General features: G+C 52.7%; 13 protein-coding genes. 11 read left to right on the top strand and 2 right to left on the bottom strand.

Annotation, left to right across the window (positions count from 1 at the left end):
• Positions 1-25: 25 nt before the first annotated feature.
• Together C234_RS0101630 and C234_RS0101625 are read left to right on the top strand one after the other, a co-directional pair.
• On the top strand, positions 26-700 hold the full coding sequence (locus C234_RS0101630) for an ABC transporter ATP-binding protein (protein ID WP_021646527.1): 675 nt from the start codon (positions 26-28) through the stop codon (positions 698-700).
• Positions 701-713: 13 nt separating this feature from the next.
• Positions 714-3,029: an ABC transporter permease gene (locus C234_RS0101625; RefSeq protein WP_027324328.1), complete on the top strand. Its 2,316-nt coding sequence runs from the start codon at positions 714-716 to the stop codon at positions 3,027-3,029.
• A gap of 23 nt (positions 3,030-3,052) precedes the next feature.
• Here the strand turns inward: C234_RS0101625 and C234_RS0101620 are convergent, their stop codons facing one another.
• Positions 3,053-4,417 carry an MATE family efflux transporter gene (locus C234_RS0101620; protein ID WP_027324327.1) on the bottom strand — a complete coding sequence of 455 codons (1,365 nt, stop codon included), beginning with the start codon at positions 4,415-4,417 and terminating at the stop codon, positions 3,053-3,055.
• Between the two features lie 114 nt (positions 4,418-4,531).
• Here C234_RS0101620 and C234_RS0101615 point away from each other — a divergent pair, with 114 nt between their 5' ends.
• The 4 genes from C234_RS0101615 (at position 4,532) to C234_RS17305 (ending at position 7,656) form a co-directional block, all read left to right on the top strand.
• Entirely contained in the window at positions 4,532-5,275 is a 744-nt protein-coding gene (locus tag C234_RS0101615) for an HAD family hydrolase (protein WP_081688090.1), read from the top strand.
• 108 nt (positions 5,276-5,383) lie between these two features.
• Entirely contained in the window at positions 5,384-6,205 is an 822-nt protein-coding gene (gene panB / locus C234_RS0101610) for a 3-methyl-2-oxobutanoate hydroxymethyltransferase (RefSeq protein ID WP_021646523.1), read from the top strand.
• Positions 6,206-6,213: 8 nt separating this feature from the next.
• On the top strand, positions 6,214-7,365 hold the full coding sequence (locus tag C234_RS0101605; protein ID WP_027324325.1) for an MFS transporter: 1,152 nt from the start codon (positions 6,214-6,216) through the stop codon (positions 7,363-7,365).
• The gene (locus C234_RS17305) at positions 7,366-7,656 is read left to right on the top strand and encodes a hypothetical protein (protein WP_148295195.1); all 291 of its coding nucleotides are present in this window, start codon (positions 7,366-7,368) and stop codon (positions 7,654-7,656) included.
• Positions 7,657-7,673: 17 nt separating this feature from the next.
• On the opposite strand, the gene C234_RS0101600 is transcribed toward C234_RS17305, so the two are convergent.
• On the bottom strand, positions 7,674-9,890 hold the full coding sequence (locus C234_RS0101600) for a RelA/SpoT family protein (protein WP_027324324.1): 2,217 nt from the start codon (positions 9,888-9,890) through the stop codon (positions 7,674-7,676).
• 115 nt (positions 9,891-10,005) lie between these two features.
• On the opposite strand from C234_RS0101600, the gene C234_RS0101595 reads away from it, so the two are divergent.
• The 5 genes from C234_RS0101595 to C234_RS0101575 all read left to right on the top strand — a co-directional run bounded on the left by C234_RS0101595 (position 10,006) and on the right by C234_RS0101575 (position 16,470).
• Positions 10,006-11,523: a DUF4301 family protein gene (locus tag C234_RS0101595; protein ID WP_027324323.1), complete on the top strand. Its 1,518-nt coding sequence runs from the start codon at positions 10,006-10,008 to the stop codon at positions 11,521-11,523.
• A 15-nt stretch (positions 11,524-11,538) separates the two neighbouring features.
• Positions 11,539-12,777: an acyloxyacyl hydrolase gene (locus C234_RS0101590; RefSeq protein ID WP_027324322.1), complete on the top strand. Its 1,239-nt coding sequence runs from the start codon at positions 11,539-11,541 to the stop codon at positions 12,775-12,777.
• Positions 12,778-12,862: 85 nt separating this feature from the next.
• The gene (locus C234_RS16685) at positions 12,863-14,065 is read left to right on the top strand and encodes a bifunctional helix-turn-helix domain-containing protein/methylated-DNA--[protein]-cysteine S-methyltransferase (RefSeq protein ID WP_152532472.1); all 1,203 of its coding nucleotides are present in this window, start codon (positions 12,863-12,865) and stop codon (positions 14,063-14,065) included.
• 59 nt (positions 14,066-14,124) lie between these two features.
• Positions 14,125-15,291 (top strand): formate-dependent phosphoribosylglycinamide formyltransferase, encoded by a 1,167-nt coding sequence (purT, locus tag C234_RS0101580; RefSeq protein WP_027324321.1) that lies wholly within the window; start codon positions 14,125-14,127, stop codon positions 15,289-15,291.
• Positions 15,292-15,588: 297 nt separating this feature from the next.
• On the top strand, positions 15,589-16,470 hold the full coding sequence (locus tag C234_RS0101575) for a DUF3078 domain-containing protein (protein WP_027324320.1): 882 nt from the start codon (positions 15,589-15,591) through the stop codon (positions 16,468-16,470).
• Positions 16,471-16,638 lie beyond the last annotated feature (168 nt).

Raw genomic sequence — 16,638 nt, 5'->3', positions numbered from 1 at the left:
ATATTAAAAACAAAACAGTAAAGCTATGATTAAACTTGAAAACATCAGCAAGGTTTTCCGTACTTCGGAAGTGGAGACGGTGGCGTTGAACCGGGTGAACCTCGAAGTGAACGAAGGAGAATTCGTGGCGGTGATGGGACCGTCGGGCTGCGGAAAATCTACGTTGCTCAATATCCTCGGACTGCTCGACAGTCCGACCGAAGGGTCTTACCGCCTCATAGGCGAGGAAGTGGCGGGGCTGAAAGAGAAGCAGCGCACGCGGGTGCGGAAGGGGAAGCTGGGATTTGTGTTCCAGAGCTTCAACCTCATAGACGAGCTCAACGTTTACGAAAACGTGGAACTGCCCCTGACGTACCTCGACATCAAGGCGTCCGAACGCAGGGAGATGGTGGAGGCAATGCTGAGAAGAATGAATATCGGCCACCGCGCCAAGCATTTCCCGCAGCAGCTTTCGGGCGGGCAGCAGCAACGTGTGGCGATAGCCCGTGCCGTCGTAGCCGCTCCGAAGCTGATTCTTGCCGACGAGCCTACGGGCAACCTCGACTCTAAAAACGGGGCGGAGGTGATGAACCTGCTCACCGAGCTGAACAAGGAGGGGACGACCATCGTGATGGTGACGCACTCGCAGCACGACGCGTCGTTCGCGCATCGCACGGTGCATCTTTTCGACGGAAGCATTGTGGCGAATATCACTGCATAAAGGGGAGGGACGGATGAAGCACATATACTATGCGTTGCGGGTACTTCCGCGCGAAATGGGGGCGAACGTCACCAAAGTGATTTCGCTTTCGCTGGGACTCATCGTCGGCATCTTGCTTTTCTCGCAGATCGCTTTCGAACTGAGCTACGAGAGGGGTTACCCGGACGCGGAACGCCTCGTGCTCGTGGGATGCAGAACGACCAACCTCAGCACGGGGGAGGTGGTAAGATACGAAGACAAGGGGATGGACTACACGGTTTTCGCTCCTGTCGCGGCGGCTCTGGCGCAAGACCTCCCGGAGTTGGTGGAGCATGCTTCTTGCGTGTGCGCCATTCAGGAAAGGAACGTGTATTATGAAGACAGGCTTTTGAAAGATGCCGGTTATATCTTTGCGGATACTTGCTTTTTCCGCACGATGGGCATACCGGTGCTGAAAGGGAACGAGAAAGATCTCATCATGCCGGGCAGCGCTTTTGTCTCGGAGCGTTTCGCCCGGGAGGTATTCGGAAACGCCGACCCTGTGGGGAAAACGCTCTCTATGGGAAGAAAGATCGAGCTGACTGTGCGCGGAGTGTATAAAGACGTGCCGGAAAACACGATTCTTACCCACGATTTTGTCGTGAGCGTTCACCGGGACGGCGGGTATATGTATGGAAACGGCTGGAAGGGCAACGATGTATTTAACGCTTTTCTGAGGCTGCGTAGCGCTTCCGACATCGATCGGCTGAATGCGCGCATCCAAAGCGCGATAGAAAGATATACGCCGGGACAATACGCCGGCTGGAAGATGGATTTCAGCGTCACTCCCATCGTGAAGCTCCATTTGGAGGATGCTTCCGTGCGGAAACGTCTTTTCATCTACGGTTTCCTCGGATTCTCCATCTTCTTTACCGCCATCATGAACTACATTCTCATATCCGTATCCGCTCTGGGCCGCAGAGCGAAAAGCGTGGGCGTGTACAAGTGCAGCGGAGCGGGATCGGCGGACATCTTCGGCATGTTTCTTGCGGAGACAGGCGTTCTGGTGCTGGTATCCGTACTGCTGAGCTTCCTGTGCATCTACAATGCCCGGACGCTTATTGAAGACCTGCTGTCGGTGAAGCTTTCTTCGCTGTTCGCGTGGGAGACGATGTGGGTTCCCGCACTTGTCGTCGTGACTCTTTTCGTGCTGGCGGGGTGTGTGCCGGGGCATTTGTTTTCGCGCATTCCGGTCACGCAGGTGTTCCGTCGCCATACCGACGGGAAAAAAGGATGGAAGCGGTCGCTGCTGTTCGTGCAGTTTATGGGTGCTTCGTTCGTCATGGGGCTGCTTCTTGTGGCTATTTCGCAATACCGGCACCTGATGAGCCGCGACATGGGAATCGACGTGCCGGGGCTGGTGGAAGCCGGCAACAACATACCGGAAGAGATGGCGGAGAACGTGAAAGAGGCTCTCGCCCGCCAGCCGATGGCTGAGGGGGTGACCGTATCCACGCACAGCGTGCTGGGCCAGTATTGGACGCAGGGACTGATGAGCAACGACGGAAGGCGGCTCGCTACGCTCAACCTCAACTATTGCCGGTTCAACTATCCGGAGGTGATGGGCATCGGGATCGTGGAGGGAACTTCTTTCCGGAAGGAGGAAGACATCTTGGTGAATGAAGAGTTGGTGCGCCTCATGAGGTGGACCGACGGGGCTGTGGGCAAGAAGTTGAACGGTTTGAACGGGACGATAACGGGCGTGTTCCGCGACATCCGTAACGAGAGCTTCTACGGCGGCCAGTCGCCGATTGCCCTGATAGCCGGTGAAAAAGCGAGTCTGGTGTTCAATGTCCGCCTGAAAGAGCCTTACGACGAGAACCTGAGGCGGCTGAACCGGTATATGGAAGAAACTTATCCGCTTGCGGGGCTGAATTTTATGTCGGTCGACAGCATGCTGAAAGACATTTATAAGCCTGTCTACCGTTTCCGAAATTCGGTCTGGATCACTTCGGGATTTATTCTGCTTATCATTGTCATGGGGCTTATCGGATATGTGAGCGATGAAACCCGGCGCCGGAGCAAGGAGATCGCCGTGCGGAAAGTGAACGGGGCCGAAGTGGGCGACGTGCTTCGCCTGCTCGTGCGCGACATCCTGTACGTCTCCGTCTTTGCCGTCCTCATCGGCACGGTTGCTTCTTATGTTGTGGGGAAGGCATGGCTCAGCCAGTTTGCGGAGCATATCCGCCTGCATCCGCTCCTGTTTGCCGGAACGGCCCTCTTCATCCTGCTGCTTGCGGTGGTGTGCGTGGTGCTGAAGGCATGGCGCATCGCCCGCGAAAACCCGGTAAACAGCATCAAGGCGGAGTGATTCGCCGCATACCTGTATGATTCTTAACGCTTGGCGGCATCGGTGTATGCCGCGAGGCGTTTTTTATGGAATACCGCCAGACTGACGATGGCCGTGACAAACGCCAGCGCGTCGGACACAGGCATGCTTATCCAGATGCCTTTCAGTCCCCACCATTGCGGGAAGAGGAGCAGACAGGGAAGCAGGTAGAGCAGTTGGCGGGTGAGCGAAAGGAAAATGCTTATCTTGGCTTTGCCGATGCTTTGGAAGAAGTTGCCGATGACAATTTGCGCGCCTACCAGCGGGAACATCATCACGGCGAGGCGCACACCCTCCGCCGCCAGACCGATAAGATCCTCGCTGTCGGTGAAAAGGGCGGAAACCGCACGGGGAAAGAGTTCGCAGACAAGGAAGCCGGTGCTGGTGATGACAACGCCCGAAAATACTCCCAGACGCAGCGTGTGCTTCACCCGGTCTGTTTTCCCGGCCCCGTAGTTGTAGCCGATGATGGGTTGCATGCCCATGGTGAGTCCGAGCACAATCATCACATACAGCGTCAGCAGGCGGTTGATGATGCCGTACGCGCCGATGGCCATATCGCCCCCGTGGGCTTGCAGGCTGTTGTTGATGATGATGACGATGATGCAGGCGCATACGTTGATCAGAAACGGCGACATGCCGATGGAGAAGATGTTGGAAACGATGCGCCGTTTCATCCTCCATACCCTCCCTTCGAAGTGCACCGTACTCTCTTTGTCGAGGAAATGGCTCACCACCCATACCATCCCGATGAATTGCGATATGACGGTTGCCGTGGCCGCTCCGCGCATTCCCCATCCGAACCGGAAGATGAAGAGGGGAGCGAGGATGAGGTTGGCGAATACCGTCACCATAGACGTGAGCATCGCCTTCTTCGGGTATCCCGTGGCGCGCATCACGTTGTTCAGCCCGATCATGGTGTAGGACACGGGCGTTCCCAGCAGAATCACCTGCATGAAGCTGCGGGCGTAAGGCAGTGTCTCTCCGCTGGCGCCGAAGAACAGCAATATGCGATCGAGAAAAACGAACGACACGACGCTGAAGAAAACCGAGTTGGTGATGCAAAGCATCAGGGTGTGCGAGAGGATTTCGGTGGCTCCTTCGTGGTCTTTCTGCCCCAGACGGATGGAGGCGATGGTGGAGCCGCCCGCCGAAACCAGGGTGCAGAAAGCGATGACAAGGTTCATCATGGGGAAGCTCACCGCCAGTCCGGCGATGGCCATGGCGCCTACGCCGTGCCCGATGAAGATGCTGTCGATGATGTTGTACAGTGAGGTGACGGTCATGCCGATGATGGCGGGGATGGAGTACTGCAACAGCAGCTTTCCCACAGGCTCGGAGCCTAATATATGCGGGTTGTTTTTGCTCATTCTCTTGATTTTGCCTGCCAAAGGTACGAATAATTTGGCATATTCGAAGATTATTCGGAACTTTGCGTAACGAATACGGAAAGTTTAAACTCAACAGAGACAAGCGAGGTTTATATGGCGAATGGAAAAGAGAAAAATCCGGGAAATGGTTCGCCGGAGTTCGGGAATAAGAAGGCGAATAGGGCGGATAGAGCGGATAGAGTGGGGAAAGTAGTGGCCTTGTTCGATTTCGACGGAGTGATTATGGATACGGAACCTCAGTACACGGTTTTCTGGAACCGGCAGGGAAAGTTGCATCTGGGCGAAGAAGATTTCGGACCTCGCATCAAAGGACAGACTTTGACGCAGATTTATCACAACTATTTTATGGGAGCGGAAGAGGTGCAGAAGCAGATTACGGCTGCGCTGAACGCATTCGAAGAGCAAATGTCGTACGTTTACGTTCCCGGCGCGGCGCGGTTTATGAAAGAACTCCGCAAGCGGGGAGTGAAGACGGCCATCGTGACCAGCTCGAACGAAGTGAAGATGCAGCGTGTGTATAAGGCGCATCCCGAATTGAAAGGGATGGTCGACTGTATCCTCACCGAGGAGATGTTTCCCCGTTCCAAACCGGCTCCCGATTGTTTTTTGCTGGGTATGAAGCAGTTTGGAGCGACCCCCGAGCAGACTTACGTGTTCGAGGATTCTTTCCACGGGATTCAGGCGGGAATAGCTTCCGGAGCCACCGTCATCGGGCTGGCCACCACAAATCCGCGCGAAGCCATAGCCGGAAAGACGCATGATGTGATAGACGACTTCACCGAGATGACGTACGAGCGGATGACAGCGGTATGCCGGGAGCTTTCTTGCGGGGCGTAGCGGAAAGGATTTTCCTTTTTTCCTTGTCCGTTATGAATTAAATGTTATAACTTTGCATCCGATTTTTGAAAACTTCAACATTATTTTAATTCTTAAATTTTGGAAAATATGGCCGGTTATATAGCTGATGATACACGGAAAGTAACTACTCATCGCCTGATAGAAATGAAACAGAGAGGCGAAAAAATATCGATGCTTACTGCATACGATTACACGATGGCGCAGATTGTGGACGGCGCGGGAATGGATGTTATTCTGGTAGGCGACTCGGCCTCTAACGTAATGGCGGGGAATGTGACGACACTGCCCATCACGCTCGATCAGATGATCTATCACGGCAAATCGGTGGTGCGGGGAGTGAAGCGCGCAATGGTGGTGGTCGACATGCCTTTCGGTTCGTATCAGGGTAACGAGATGGAAGGACTGGCGTCGGCAATCCGCATCATGAAGGAAAGCCATGCCGATGCGCTGAAGCTCGAAGGCGGCGAGGAGGTGATCGACACGGTGAAGCGTATCCTGAGCGCGGGCATCCCGGTGATGGGACATCTGGGGCTGATGCCGCAGTCGATCAACAAATACGGAACGTATACCGTGCGCGCCAAAGACGAGGCGGAGGCGGAGAAGCTGGTGCGCGACGCTCACTTGCTCGAAGACGCGGGTTGCTTCGCTCTGGTGCTCGAGAAGATTCCGGCGACGCTGGCCGCGAAAGTGGCTTCGGAACTCACGATCCCGGTGATAGGCATCGGAGCCGGAGGAAATGTGGACGGACAGGTGTTGGTGGTTCAGGATATGCTGGGAATGAACAACGGATTCCGTCCGCGCTTTCTGAGGCGGTATGCCGACCTGTATACGGTGATGACGGATGCCGTCAGCCGTTACATCTCGGACGTGAAGAATTGTTATTTTCCCAACGAGAAGGAACAATATTGATATGATATATGGCGGTGAAACTGTGGACGGTTCATTTTATGCGGATAGGTATAGCTAATTTGCTGTTGTTTGCGTCTTTGTACATGCTGTTTCCTGCGATCGCGATCGAAATGGGCGACCGTGCGGGCATCTCTTTGGCGCAAACGGGAGGCATCTTTCTTTGCCTGATGGCGGGAATGTTCCTTATCGGTCCTTTCCACGCTTATCTGGTGGATGCTTATAAGCGCAAGTACGTGTATATGTTCGCTTCAGCCGCAATGGTAGCCGCTACGGCGGGATATGCTTTCGTAACGGATATTACGGAGTTGATGTTGTTGAGTCTCGGGCACGGGATGGCGTTCGGCATGGCCACCTCGTCGGGTATCACGCTTGCCATCGACGTTACCGGTTCGGCATTGCGCAGCGTCGGCAACATCAGCTTTTCCTGGGTGGTGCGTCTGGGGATGATTATCGGAGTGGTTGCAGGCGTCTGCGTCCACCGGTATTATCCGTTCGAGGATTTGGTGCTCGTTTCGGCTGTTACGGGAGCCATCGGGATATTGGTTGTGGCGGGGGTGTATGTACCTTTCCGCGCGCCGATCGTCACTAAGACTTGTTCTTTCGACCGCTTCATGCTGCTTCGCGGATGGGTGCTCGCCGTCAATCTCGTTCTGATAACGTTTGTCCCCGGATTGCTCGTTTCGCTTGCCCATCCCTTCCTGAACAATATGACGTGGTGGGGCATGGAGGCGTTTGTGCCTTTCTTCGCCCTTACGGGAGCGGGATGTCTGCTTTCCATGCTGTTGAGACGTCTTCCTTTCCTTAGGGAACGGATGTTGCGGCTGATAGTCGGAGGCATCGGCTTGGAGATTCTCGCCGTCTTTCTGCTCGATACGCATGGATGCATTGCCGTTCCTGCCGTTCTTCTGGGGCTGGGACTGGGGTTTGTGATGCCGGAGTTCCTGCTGATGTTCGTCAAGCTGTCGGAGCATTGCCAGCGAGGGACGGCAAACACTACCCACCTGTTGGCAAGCGAAGCGGGTACATTCATTGGGATTGCCGCTTCGTGTCGCATGGATGTGGGAGAGCTGCTGACGGCGGCACGTGTGGCTGCCGTGGCTGCGATGCTGTTTTTCGTGTTCGTTGCCTATCCTTATTTCCGCAGGAAGAAAATCCGGTGATTGCCCCGCCTGCTTGAACGATACGTCTTCGACCGTCGGTTCCGGCGCACGTTTGCCTGCCTGTATGTATGGAGCCTGCTTGAACGATACGGTCTCGACCGTCGGTTCCGGCTTATCTTTGTTGTCTGCTCCGTATGTGTGGAGCTTGCTTTAACGATACGGCTTCAATCATCGGTTCCGGCGTACGTTTGCCTGCTCCGTATGTGTGGAGCTTGCTTTAGCGATACGGCTTCGACTGTCAGTTGCGGCTTACCTTTGTTGTCTGCTCCGTATGTGTGGAGCTTGCTTTAACGATACGGCTTCAATCGTCAGTTTCGACTTACTTGTTTCACTCCTTTTACGGTTTTCAGTTTCTTGATAAGAGCCTCCAACCGTCCCGTATCGCCCACCATTACCGTGAGCGTGCCTGAGAACAAACCGTCGTTGGAGTCGATGCCGATGGCGCGGAGGTTGATATCGTTCTCTTTCGAGATGATGGAGGTGATATTGGTCACGATGCCGATATCGTCGTGTCCCACTACCCGCAAGGTGATGGGATATTGCCTGCCTTGCGATTTCCCCGCCCACCGGGCTTTCACGATCCGGTATCCGAAGCGTTCGCGCATTTGCGCCGCGTTGGGGCAATCGGCGCGGTGTATCTTGATGCCTCCGGTCACTGTGACGAAGCCGAACACATCGTCGCCGTAAATGGGGTTGCAGCATTTCGCCAACTTGAATTCCAGCCCTTTCAGGTTCTGGTCGATGACGAGCACATCCTCCTTGCCCATGACTTCTTCCTGAGCCATTTGCAGGTTATATCCCTCCGCGCTGCGGTAAGTGATCTCTTCGTGCGGCTCGTTGTCGCGCTTCTGCTGTTCGATGTATTTATCCAGAATGACGTTGGCGTCGAGAGCCCCGTCGGCTATCTGCTGGTAGAACTCCGTGACATTCTTGTACCCCATCCGTTTGATGAGGCGCATCATGGTGGGTTCGTCGTACTCTATCTTCCGGTTCTTGAACTTGCGTTCCAGCGTCTCTCTGGCAAAGTCGTACTGCCCCGCCGCCATTTCTTTCAGTGCCTGGCGTATCTTGGTGCGCGCTCGGGAGGTGGTTACGATATTCAGCCAATCCTGTTTCGGGGTCTGCGTGTTGGATGTCATGATCTCCACCTGATCGCCGCTGTTCAACTTCTGTTTCAGTTGCACGTTCTTCCCGTTTACTTTCGCGCCTATGCATTTGCTTCCCAGCTTGGTGTGGATATGGAAGGCGAAGTCGAGCACCGTCGCCCCTTTGCCCAGTTTGAACAGATCGCCTTTGGGAGTGAATACGAACACCTCGTCTTCGTACAGATCCATCTTGAACTGATCCATCACTTTCAGCGAGTCGCTGTCCGCGTTTTCCAACGCTTCGCGCACCGAAGCCAGCCATTCGTCCAGTCCGTTTTCTCCTTTTATGCCTTTGTACCGCCAGTGCGCCGCGAGTCCTCTTTCGGCTATCTCGTCCATGCGTCGCGTGCGTATCTGCACTTCCACCCATTTCCCTTCGGGGCCCATCACGGTGATGTGGAGCGACTCGTAACCGTTGCTCTTCGGAATCGAAAGCCAGTCGCGCAGCCGCTTGGGGTTGGGCTGGTACATGTCGGTGACGATGGAGTATGCCTGCCAGCACTCCTGCTTCTCCTTCACCGGATCGGGGGCGGAGTCGATAATGATGCGGATGGCGAACAAGTCGTATATCCCTTCGAAAGATGTTTTCTGCTTCTGAATCTTGTTCCAGATGGAGTGGATGGATTTCGTCCGCCCTTTGATGTCGAACTTCAGTCCCGACTCCGTTACCTTCCTTTTGATCGGTTCGATGAACGCCGCAATGTATTTGTCGCGCGAGGCTTTCGTCTCGTTGAGCTTGTCTTTGATGAAGTAATAAGTGTCGGGCTGCGTATACTTCAGCGACAAATCCTCCAGCTCCGACTTCAGCTTATAGAGCCCCAGCTTATGGGCCAGAGGCGCGTAAAGATACGCCGCTTCGTTTGCCACCCTCAGCCGGTCTTCTTTCTCTTCCGCATCTTTAATCCGGCGCATGATGTTCACACGGTCGGCGATCATGATGAGTATCACCCTCATGTCTTCGGCAAAAGAGAGAAGCAGGTTCCTGAAGTTTTCCGACTCGATGGCGGGGCTTTTCTCATACAGTTCGTTGGTTTTCACCAGTCCCTTGATGATACTGCCCACATCTTCTCCGAACTCGTCGCAAACCTGCCCGATGCTCAGTATCCCTCCCTTTACGATCTCGTGGAGCATGATGCCGGTGAGGCACGACCCTTTCATCCCGATCTCTTCGGACACGATGATGGCGGTTTGCATATCCCTGATCACGGGATTCATGCCGAAACTGTTGCGTTGCAATCTATTGCACTCCACCGCTTCGGTAAGATGCTTTTTTAATTGGCGGCTGTCGCGGCCCGAAATACTGTCTCCGGCAGACCGGCGCAACTGCTTATAGAGTGAAAAAAGCTGCTTTTTCTCTTCCGATGTGAAAAAATGATTCATAGTTAATCTTTGTTATCCGACTTATTCGACGTAAAAATAGTTTTTTTTATCGGTTATACGGTAAGAAGTAAATAACATTTTGTATTTTTGGGAATCAATTAATAAATGAAATATTATGATAACCACACAAGACAAAGAACTGTTAGCCCGGAAGGGAATTACGGAAACACGGATTGCCGAACAATTGGAATGTTTTCGTAAGGGCTTCCCTTATTTAAGGTTGGACTCCGCCGCTTCCATAGGCAGAGGCATACTGAGCCCCGCAGCCGAAGAACAGAAAGCGTATCTGAATGCGTGGGACGAATATAAGAGTACGGATAAAAAGGTGATAAAGTTTGTTCCCGCTTCGGGCGCGGCAAGCCGTATGTTCAAAGACCTCTTCGAATTTCTTTCGGCGGAACGCGACGAACCCTCCACTGCGTTCGAGAAGGCGTTTTTCGAAGGGATAAAGGATTTCGCTTTCTACGACGACCTGAACACTGCCTGTGAGCGTATATACGGCAAAGGGATCCCGGAACTGACAGAGGCGGGAGAGTATAAGGCGGTGGTGTCGGCTTTGCTCGATGTTGCCGGGCTGAACTACGGATCTTTGCCCAAAGGTCTTCTGAAATTCCATAAATATGCCGAGGAGATGCGGACGCCGTTGGAGGAACATCTGGTGGAAGGAGCCATGTACGCATGCGGAAAGAGCGGAAAGGTGCATGTGCATTTCACTGTTTCTCCCGAACACAGAGAGTTGTTCCGGAAGTTGGTGCAGGAGAAGAGCGACGGGTTTGCGAAACGGTACGGGGTGGACTACGATGTTACGTTCTCCGAGCAAAAACCGAGCACCGACACGCTTGCGGTGGATATGGACAACCGCCCGTTCCGCGATAACGGCGAACTGCTTTTCCGCCCGGGAGGGCATGGCGCGCTTATCGAGAATCTCAACGACCTTGATGCCGATATCATCTTTATTAAAAATATAGACAACGTAGTGCCCGACAGGCTGAAAGAGGATACCAATACGTACAAGAAGTTGATAGCCGGGGTGCTGGTTTCGCTCCAGAAGCGGGCGTTCCGCTATCTCGAACTGCTCGAGAGCGGCAGATACACCCACGAGCAGGTGATGGAAGTCCTCCAATTCCTGCAAAAGGAACTCTGTTGCAAGAATCCCGAAGTGAAACTGCTTGAAGATGCCGAGCTGGTGATCTATCTGAAGAAGAAACTGAACCGCCCGATGCGTGTGTGCGGAATGGTGAAGAACGTCGGTGAGCCGGGCGGAGGCCCGTTCCTTGCATACAACGCCGACGGAACGATTTCGTTGCAAATACTCGAAAGCTCGCAGATAGACATGAACGATGCGGAGAAGAAAGCCATGTTCGAGCGGGGAACGCACTTCAACCCCGTCGATTTGGTATGCGCCGTGCGCGATTATAAAGGACGGAAATTCGACTTGACGAAGCATGTGGATAAATCGACCGGATTTATCTCCCATAAGTCGAAGAGCGGCAAGGAGTTGAAAGCGCTCGAACTTCCCGGACTGTGGAACGGGGCGATGAGCGACTGGAGCACTGTTTTTGTGGAAGTGCCACTCACCACTTTCAATCCGGTGAAGACTGTGAATGATCTGCTTCGTGAGCAACATCAATAGGGAGTGTGATTGGATATGATATCTGTAAGATTGCGGTGGCAAGCTTTCGTGTGGTGTGTAGTTCTGTTGCTCTTGTCCGAACCGGTCAAGGGGCAGGAACCTCCACGCGACAGCTTGTCTACCGCTTTTATCCATCAATTGAGGGTTGAAGCCCGTCCCCAGTATGTGTTTCCTACCAATCCTTTCGTAAAAGGCGAGAATGAAAGAAGGAAGCCGGTTGAGTGGGGGAACGGGGCAGACCTGAAGTATTCGTTTAAATTCCGGCCCAACACTTTTGCCGACCGGGTGTACGGAGGCGTATATCAGGGAGTGGGAGCGGGATATTATACATTCGGCAATAGGAAAGAGTTGGGCGACCCTTATACAGTCTACCTTTTTCAAGGAGCGCGTATCGCTGCGTTCAGTCCGCGGCTTTCGCTCAATTACGAGTGGAACTTCGGCATATCGGGCGGATGGCAGCCCTATCATTCGGTGGAAAATTCGTTTAATGGGGCGGTGGGTTCGCGGTTGAACGCTTATATCAATGCCGGCATCTGGCTCAATTGGGCCGTCTCCCGGTGTTTCGACCTGATGCTTGGGGCAGATCTCACTCATTTCTCCAACGGGAACACCAAGTTTCCCAATGCAGGCATCAATCTTGCCGGACTGAAACTGGGAGTCGCATACAACTTCAACCGCGAAAGACAAGATATTATGAAACCTGCGTACCGGCTTTTCGTTCCTCCTTTCCCGCGACATTTCAGTTACGATTTGGTGTTGTTCGGTTCGTGGCGGCGAAAGGGTGTCGCTTTCGAAGGCAAACAGTACGCTTCTCCTGAAGCTTATCCGGTGGCAGGACTTAATTTCGCCGCGATGTATAACGCGGGTTATAAGCTCCGTTTCGGACTATCGCTCGACGGGGTGTACGACGGAAGCGCGAATGTTTATACCGAAGATGTTATCGTCGCTTACGGTGAGGCTCCTCCTCCCCAAGAGTTTTTCAAACCCGGCGTTCACCGCCAATTGGCTTTGGGGCTGTCGGGACGTACCGAGTATGTCATGCCTTATTTCACCATCGGCATAGGCATCGGCTCCAACGTGGTAGCCAGAGGAGATATGAGAGGGCTTTATCAGGTGTTGGCGCTCAAAGTAAAGATGAGCCGGAACGCTTTCCTGCACATCGGGTATAACCTTCAGGACTTCAAGGCGCCCAACTACCTGATGCTCGGCATGGGGTACCGTTTCCATAACAAGTATCCCCGAATCAGGCATTAGAGGCGAGGCGGGATGGCACGAACCGGATTGCCGACCTCTCGCGAAGTTTTGTATTTTGGAAGACGAACAACAAACGACGGATGGTATGAATCATTATGAACGTATTTCTGTGGCGGTCAGATACCTGATGGATCATCGGCGGGAGAATCTTTCTCCTGACGAGCTTGCCCGTGCCGCAGGCGTCGCTCCTGTTTATTTCCGGCAGATGTTTGCCGAATGGGCGGGCGTGACTCCGGAACAATTTGCGGAATATCTTGCGCCGGAATCGTTGAAGAAAGAGATTCTGCGAACGCGCCGACTCATCGAAGCTGCGGAAGCTACGGAGGGGCCGGCCGGTTTGGAGGGCTGTTTCCCGACGGTCAGGATAAAGGAGGTCGCTTCGGGACAAGATAAGCCGGGAAACGGAGGTAAGGAGCAAGATTACGTGGTAGACTTTTACAACCTTCCGTTCGAACGCAAATTTGCCGTAAAGCACAAGGAAGAAAAACATCCGGAAGATTGTTGCAACGCCTTCGTAGAAAGCGAACGGGGGAGTCGGGATAGGGAAGGAGATTGTGCCGCAGACTTTTACAAGGAGGGGAAGGAGTCGGGTGCGGTGCATGGCTTTTCGGATACGAATGTTTGTGAAGACTCTCAAGACCGGTGTAAAGCATCGGGTGCGGAGCATGGCTTCGCAGATGCAAATGTTTGCGGAGATTCTCAAGATTGGTGTAAAGCATCGGCCGTAGAGTGTGGTTTTGCCGAAGCAATAACGAGCCCCGTCAGGGAAGCTGCTGCAACACTATTTCCCGTAGAGTATGGTTTTGCCGAAACTCCTTTCGGCTCTTGTTTCATCGCAGTCACCCCGCTCGGAATCTGCCGGCTTTGTTTCGCAGACGGTGCGAGGGACGAGGTACTTGCGTCTTTCCGTGCCGAATGGCAGGCGGAGCATTATGTTCAGAATGATGAAATGGCTGCCGCAGTGGTGCGGCAAGTCTTCTCCGGCGGCATCGTCCCCTTACGCTTGCACCTGAGGGGCACTCCTTTCCGCATGAAAGTATGGAAAGCCTTGCTTGAAATACCCATAGGTAATATTTTGACTTATAGCGAATTGGCTTCCATAATCGGTCGAAAACAAGCAGTAAGGGCGGTTGCCTCCGCCGTGGCGGGAAACCCCGTAGGACTTATCATTCCTTGCCACCGTGTGATACGGAAAGAAGGAGCGGTGGGCGAGTACCGCTGGAAGAGCGAGCGAAAAGCCTGCATGATAGGTTGGGAAAGAGCACGACGCGATATTATTTCTGCCTGAAAGGTGCGGAATGTTGCCCGGAATCTACTATTTTTGCATTTCAATTAAACACTTCAGACATGAAAAAAATACTGTTGCTCGGTTCCGGAGAACTGGGAAAAGAGTTTGTGATTTCTGCGCAACGCAAGGGACAGCATATCATCGCCTGCGATTCGTATGCCGGAGCGCCGGCAATGCAAGTGGCGGATGAATGCGAAGTATTCGATATGCTCGACGGAGAAGCCCTTCAGAGGGCAGTCGAAAAACACCGTCCCGACATTATCGTTCCGGAGATTGAAGCGATTCGTACGGAGCGTTTGTACGAGTTCGAGGAGAGAGGAATTCAGGTAGTGCCCAGCGCGCGTGCGGTGAACTTCACGATGAACAGAAAAGCCATTCGCGACCTTGCAGCCAAAGAGCTCGGGTTGAAGACCGCCCGCTACTTCTATGCGAAAACCCCTGACGAGCTGAAAGCGGCAGCCGAGAAAATCGGCTTCCCTTGTGTGGTAAAGCCATTGATGTCTTCTTCGGGCAAAGGGCAGTCGTTGGTGAAGAGTGCCGATGAGCTGCAACAGGCCTGGGAGTACGGATGCAGTGGAAGTCGGGGAGATATCCGCGAATTGATTATCGAAGAATTTATCAGGTTCGACAGCGAGATTACCTTGCTCACAGTGACGCAGAAGAACGGACCGACCCTGTTTTGTCCTCCCATCGGGCATGTGCAGAAAGGAGGCGACTACCGTGAAAGTTTCCAGCCCGCGCATATCGATCCTGCACACCTGCGAGAAGCGGAGGCCATGGCGGAAAAGGTAACCCGCGCGTTGACGGGCGCGGGGCTTTGGGGTGTAGAGTTCTTCCTCAGCCATGAAAACGGAGTTTATTTCTCCGAACTCTCCCCGCGTCCGCACGATACGGGTATGGTGACACTGGCAGGAACGCAGAACCTGAACGAATTCGAGCTTCATCTGCGTGCTGTCCTCGGGCTTCCCATTCCGAATATCAAGCTCGAACGGATGGGAGTGAGCGCGGTGATTCTGTCGGACATCGCCGCAGAGGCTGCGCCTCAGTATGCCGGTCTCGAAGAAGCGGTGAAAGAGGACGACACTTACGTTCGTATCTTCGGTAAACCCGCTACCCGTGTCAACCGCCGGATGGGAGTGGCGCTCTGCTACGCACCTGTGGGAAGCGATATGGATGCCTTGCGTGATAAAGCCAAACGAGTTGCCTCAATGGTGAAAGTACATTAAGAGCCGTTTCGCGACACGCAGTACGCCCGTATATCCGGACAAAGCCTCTGTTTTGCGCGAACAGAGGCTTTGTTTCATATCGGAAGAGCCTTTCTCAGACTTCTTCGCAGGCTCTGTTTGCCCAAGTCGTTATAGAGAAAAGATACGGAGAAAATGCCTTCTTGCCGGATGTTGTGAGAAATCCGGAGCAATTAAGAAAGCATATAAAGCGATATTAAAAAAGAATTGCGAACAAAAGATATTTTAAATTGTTTACTTATCAGGATTTTTTGATTAAATTAAAAATTACAACTTAGTATGAAACGTACATGTTTAATGATGCTGTTTGCGGCTTTGTCGACAATAGCATACAGCCAAACCGATGACAAAGGCTATGAAGAAGGAAAATGGGTATTAAAAGGAGTGACAGGATTGAATCTCTCTCAAACAGCCATGACGAATTGGGCTGCCGGCGGTGAGAACTCGATTGCCGGAAATGCTTATCTGAACGGTTCTCTCACCCGTAAGAAAGGAAATTGGCTGTGGGTCAGCAATCTTGTTCTCGATTATGGATTGTCGAAAACCAAATCGCAGGGATTGAGAAAGAATACGGATAAAATAAGCCTGTCCACCCAGCTGGGATATACCACGGATAATATATGGTTTTATACGATTATGGGCGATTTGAATACTCAATTTGCCAAAGGATACAATTATCCCGATAAAGAGCATCATATTTCAAATTTCTTTGCGCCGGCTTATTCCAATGTTTCTTTAGGTATAGAGTACCGTCCGAAGAGTAATTATTCCATCTTCCTGTCACCTATATCCGCCAAGATGACTTTTGTGGAAGATGATTATCTGTCGGATTTGGGAGCTTTCGGAGTGGATCCGGGGAAACGCTTTAAGATTGAAGCCGGAGCTTATCTGAAAGCAAGAGCGGAAATGGATTTGATGGAAAACGTGAAGATGATTTCCACTGCCGACTTTTTCACTCCGTACAGTAAAGATTTCGGCAATGTAGATGTGAATTGGGATGTATTGATCAGCATGAAAGTGAACAAATTTCTTTCGGCAACGATTAATACGACTTTGAAATACGACGACGATGTGCCGACGTTTGACGATAACGGGAATAAACGTGGACCGAAAGTTCAGTTCAAGGAAGTTCTCGGTATCGGTCTGGCATACAATTTCTGACAAAGTGGATTGCTGCCGGCAATAAGCCGATGGCGCAGGCAGTAAAAACAACGTATCATTTGAAGCTGTATAGTTGTTGCGATAGGCAGAACTATCTTACAAAAAGCTGTGTCAAAATGCCGACACGGCTTTTTTTCATGTATCATTCTGTGCCGGTCGTTGAAAAAA

The organism is Bacteroides pyogenes DSM 20611 = JCM 6294, assembly GCF_000428105.1.
GTDB classification, from domain to species: Bacteria; Bacteroidota; Bacteroidia; order Bacteroidales; family Bacteroidaceae; genus Bacteroides; species Bacteroides pyogenes.
Note: the sequence above shows the minus strand (reverse complement) of the source record. Positions and strands in the feature narration are given on the sequence as shown.